Origin of the sequence: Streptomyces sp. NPDC001406 (genome assembly GCF_042895285.1) — a bacterium.
Lineage (GTDB): Bacteria > Actinomycetota > Actinomycetes > Streptomycetales > Streptomycetaceae > Streptomyces.
This window is the reverse complement of sequence record NZ_JBIAWG010000052.1, coordinates 1-4,098: the sequence shown is the minus strand read 5'-3', so window position 1 is coordinate 4,098 and position 4,098 is coordinate 1. Positions and strand designations below refer to the sequence as shown.

At 64.9% G+C, this 4,098-nt stretch carries 2 protein-coding genes and 3 pseudogenes; 4 read left to right on the top strand and 1 reads right to left on the bottom strand.

Annotated features, from left to right (window positions below; translation table 11 throughout):
- Positions 1 to 92: 92 nt before the first annotated feature.
- Together ACFY1J_RS46015 and ACFY1J_RS46010 are read left to right on the top strand one after the other, a co-directional pair.
- A pseudogene (locus ACFY1J_RS46015) lies at positions 93 to 737 on the top strand (IS256 family transposase); the annotation flags it as partial.
- Positions 734 to 1,231 (top strand): annotated as a pseudogene (locus ACFY1J_RS46010) (class I SAM-dependent methyltransferase); the annotation flags it as partial. The pseudogenes ACFY1J_RS46015 and ACFY1J_RS46010, both read left to right, overlap by 4 nt.
- A gap of 241 nt (positions 1,232 to 1,472) precedes the next feature.
- Here ACFY1J_RS46010 and ACFY1J_RS46005 read toward each other — a convergent pair.
- A pseudogene (locus tag ACFY1J_RS46005) lies at positions 1,473 to 2,179 on the bottom strand (transposase); the annotation flags it as partial.
- A 326-nt stretch (positions 2,180 to 2,505) separates the two neighbouring features.
- On the opposite strand from ACFY1J_RS46005, the gene ACFY1J_RS46000 reads away from it, so the two are divergent.
- Both ACFY1J_RS46000 and ACFY1J_RS45995 read left to right on the top strand, forming a co-directional pair.
- Positions 2,506 to 3,345 (top strand): IS5 family transposase, encoded by an 840-nt coding sequence (locus ACFY1J_RS46000; protein WP_390733299.1) that lies wholly within the window; start codon positions 2,506 to 2,508, stop codon positions 3,343 to 3,345.
- 13 nt (positions 3,346 to 3,358) lie between these two features.
- A complete protein-coding gene (locus ACFY1J_RS45995) occupies positions 3,359 to 3,994 on the top strand; it encodes a DUF6308 family protein (RefSeq protein ID WP_390713373.1) in 636 nt (211 codons plus the stop codon).
- The last annotated feature ends 104 nt before the right edge of the window (positions 3,995 to 4,098 follow it).

The window sequence follows — 4,098 nt, the reverse complement described above, 5'->3', positions numbered from 1 at the left end:
CGCTGGAACAACTCCCACAACTCATCCGGCACTAGCCGCTCAACGATCCCCACACCGAGACCCTACCGAACACTCCAAATGAGATGTCTTCTAAGGAACTGGTCGCGCTCAAGGACGGCTACGGCGAGTCCGCCGAGTCCTGGGCCGACCTGCTGCGCGACTGCGCCCGCCGGGGCATACGCGCCCCGGTCCTGGCGGTCGGGGACGGCGCCCTGGGCTTCTGGAAGGCACTGGCCGAGGTGTTCCCCGCCACCCGCGAGCAGAGGTGTTGGGTTCACAAGACCGCAAATGTGCTCGACTCCATGCCGAAGTCCGCGCAGCCGGGCGCGAAGAAGGCGATCCAGGACATCTACAACGCCGAGGACCGCGACCACGCCGAAGCGGCGATCAAGAAATTCGCCAAGCTCTACGGCGCGAAGTTCCCCAAGGCCGTCAAGAAGATCACCGACGATCAGGAGCAGCTACTGGCCTTCTTCGGCTTCCCCGCCGAGCACTGGATTCATTTGCGCACCACGAACCCCATTGAGTCCACGTTCTCCACCGTGCGGCTGCGGACCAAGGTCACCCGCGGGGCCGGTTCCCGCACCGCCGCCCTGGCGATGGTCTTCAAGCTGGTGGAGTCCGCCCAGCAGAGGTGGCGGGCCGTGAACGCGCCTCACCTGGTGGCGCTTGTCCGGGCAGGTGCACGCTTCGAGCGGGGCCAACTCGTCGAACGTCCCACCGCCGTGGCAGCATGATCGGCTTCAGCCATGCGCCCAGGGAGGCTTCCGCCATGTCCGGCCTCGACAGCCAGGTTTCCTACTGGGACGCCGCCGCTGCCACGAAGACGTTCACCCACCCGCTGTATCTGCCCTGGCTCAACGGGATCGGCAGGCAGGCCGCGATCCTCGACTACGGATGCGGCTACGGCCGCATCATGGAGGAGCTCGAACGGCACGGCTTCGACGACCTCACGGGGGCCGACGCCTCGCCAGGAATGATCGAACGGGCACGCCACCTGCACCCCACCATGCGCTTTGCAGCCCTGGATGCACCACCGCTCTCGCCTTACGCGGATGCCGGCTTCGACGCGGTCCTCCTCTTCGCCGTGCTGACGTGCGTCCCTGGCGATGAAGTCCAGCACCGATTGATCGCCGAGCTGAACCGCGTCCTCAAGCCCGGCGGGATCCTCTACATCAGCGACCTTCTGCTGCAAGGCGACGAGCGCAACCGCAGCCGCTACAACCGCTATGCCGATCGCTACGGCAGTTATGGCGTGTTCGAAACCGGCGACGGTGCGGTCTGCCGCCATCACTCCCGCGAGTGGCTCTCCACCCTGCTCGCCGGATTCGAAACCGTCGACACCCGGAACATCACGGTGGCCACCATGAACGGGCATGAGTCAACGGGGATCCAGATCCTCGCCCGCAAGTCCACGCTGACATCAGCGCAGCTCAGATCCACAGGTATTAACTATGACTCGGAGGAGCCAGCCGGTGCTCGTAGTCGCGGACCAGGCGCCGGTGCAGTATCAGGATTCTGTAGTTCTGCTCGACTCTCCACCGCTTCGGCTGCGGGACGAACCCCTTGTCCTGTTGTCCTGCGGGTTGCGTTCGACGGTCTCGACGTCGATGCCGAGGAGGGTGCCGTGCTCGGCGACCTGGTTCTGGACGCCCTGGTCGACCAGTGCCTTGCGGACGGTGCCGTCGGTGTGCTCGGTGACCTGGTCCAGCAGGGGGATGCCCGCGGCGTTGTCGTGGGTGTTCGCGGCCAGGACGGTGACGGCGATGACCAGGCCCAGCACGTCCACGGTGTCTAGGCCGGTCGTGGAGGCGGGGACCCCGGCAGCCACGTGGACACTCTGCGTGTCGAGCACGACCAGGGTCGCGTCCTCTAATCGGCGGGCCTTCTCACAGACCTGGCAGCGCAGGAGTTCATGGATGACCTGGTCGGTGCCGTCGTCCCGCCAGGCGGCCAAGTAGTAGTACGTCGCGCTCTTCGGCGGCAGATCGTGCGGGAGATAGGCCCACTGGCAGCCGGTCCGGCCCTGGTAGAGGATCGCGTCGATCTCCCGCATCGCGTAGGCGCCCTGATGGCCGCTCACCGAACGGTGCCGGTCCTTCGGTGCCGTGATCACCGGCTCGATCAACGACCACTGCTCGTCCGATAAGTCGCTCGGGTACGGGTTGCGTTCACTCACCCCGTCACATCAGCAGACCACCGCCCGCGGACCAGCAGATTCCGCCCGCACCCACACCATCAGGCGACGACAGAACCTCTCAAAGGCTCACGAACCGCCCTCTGAGTGGGCATTTAGAGATGGTCTATGTCGGTAAGTAACTTTCATCGCCGTCAGGCTTGAGGTGTTTGCCCCATGCGCGCACCCCCGCGTCCATCGAGCTGCGAACTTGGCCGCCCGTTTGTTCCGGTTCTCGCGCACGAAGTCCGTCTGGTTTGAAGATCAGGCAGAAACGCCCAGCAGCAGCGGAACAGCACCGTCCGCCGCATCCATGATCACGCTACGGCGTGAGCCAGCGGAAGCCGTACCCCAGCGACCTGTCCGACGCCCGATGGGCCTTAATCGAGCCGACGTTGACGGCCTGGAGAAAGGCTCGGCTCGACCGCAGGCCCACCAGACAGCCGGCCAAGGTCGACCTGCGCGACGTATTCAACGCACTCCTCTACATCAACCGCACCGGAATCCCCTGGAAATACCTCCCGCACGACTTCCCCAACCACGGCACTGTCTACGCCTACTACGCCGCCTGGCACGACGAGGGAATCCTCACCCAGCTCAACTACGACCTGACCGGCTTGGCCCGCGTGAAGGAAGGACGCAAGCCCGAACCGACCGCTTCCGTGATCGACACCCAGAGCGTGAAGACCTCCACCAATGTGCCCCTGAGCAGCCAGGGAACCGACGCCGCCAAAAAGATCGTCGGCAGGAAACGGGGCATCCTCACCGACACGATCGGACTCATCCTCGCCGTGACTGTCACCGCCGCGAGCCTGTCCGAGAACGCCGCCGGAATCCAGCTCCTCGACCAGGCCAAGAAGACCTACCCGACCATCTCCAAGAGCTGGGTCGACACCGGCTTCAAGAACGCCGTCATCGAGCACGGCGCCAGCCTCGGAATCGACGTCGAAGTCGTCAACAGAAACCCAGGAGTTCGCGGCTTCCACGTTGTCAAAAGGCGCTGTGTTGTCGAACGAAGTATTGGTTGGATCATGCTGCACCGGCGCCTCGCCCGAGACTACGAGACCCTGCCCGCCAACTCCGAGGCCATGATCCACGTCGCCTCGATCGACAACCTCACCAAGCGCATAACGGACGAGACGACACCCACCTGGCGAGGAACTTACTAGGACATAAAGGGCAATCCACCTAGATCAAACGCCCTCTGAGCGTGTCGTCGGTGACCTACAGCGTTACTTTGGGATAGGTATGCCGCCTGGCGCGGTTGCGTTTGCCGGGAGCCGGTTCGAGCATCTGGCTGGTGGGGGAGACCGGCCGGAGGTTGCCGACCGGATCACGGCGGAGGACCTGGTCGCGGTGCAGACCTTGTCGGTCACTGTTCCGGCGCCTGTTGCGCTGGACGCTTTGGAGGGCCGCCTCGGCGTGCGGCTGTCCGATCTGCTGCAGGCTATTCCCAGGGACATCGACATGGCTGATGCCGATGTATCGGTTCTGGCCGACGGCTCGCCGGCGGATCAGGCCTGGAGTCTGCTCTGCGAGCAGTATGGGGTCAACTGGGTCATCGCCGGGAAGGTCCTGGCCCGCAAGCGTCCCCGACTGCTCCCGGTCTACGACCGAATCGTCCGCTGTGCCGTCGGCCGGCCGCCGTCCTTCTGGCTCGCTCTCCATGCCGCGCTGCGCGAGGACGACGCCGTGTTGCACCGCCAACTGCTGGAACTGAGGCAGGCCGCGGGGCTACCGAAGGCGGTGAGTGGGCTGCGGGTGTGCGATGTGGCGGTATGGATGAGCCACCGGGCTCTGGGCCACGACTGCCCCTGAGGATGCCTATGAGGGGCCCTGCGCTTCTCGGACAGCGGTGTTGAGGGTTCTCCTTATGCCGCTGCCTGCAACTCCTCGTACTCGGCGTGGACTTCTGCGGGAGT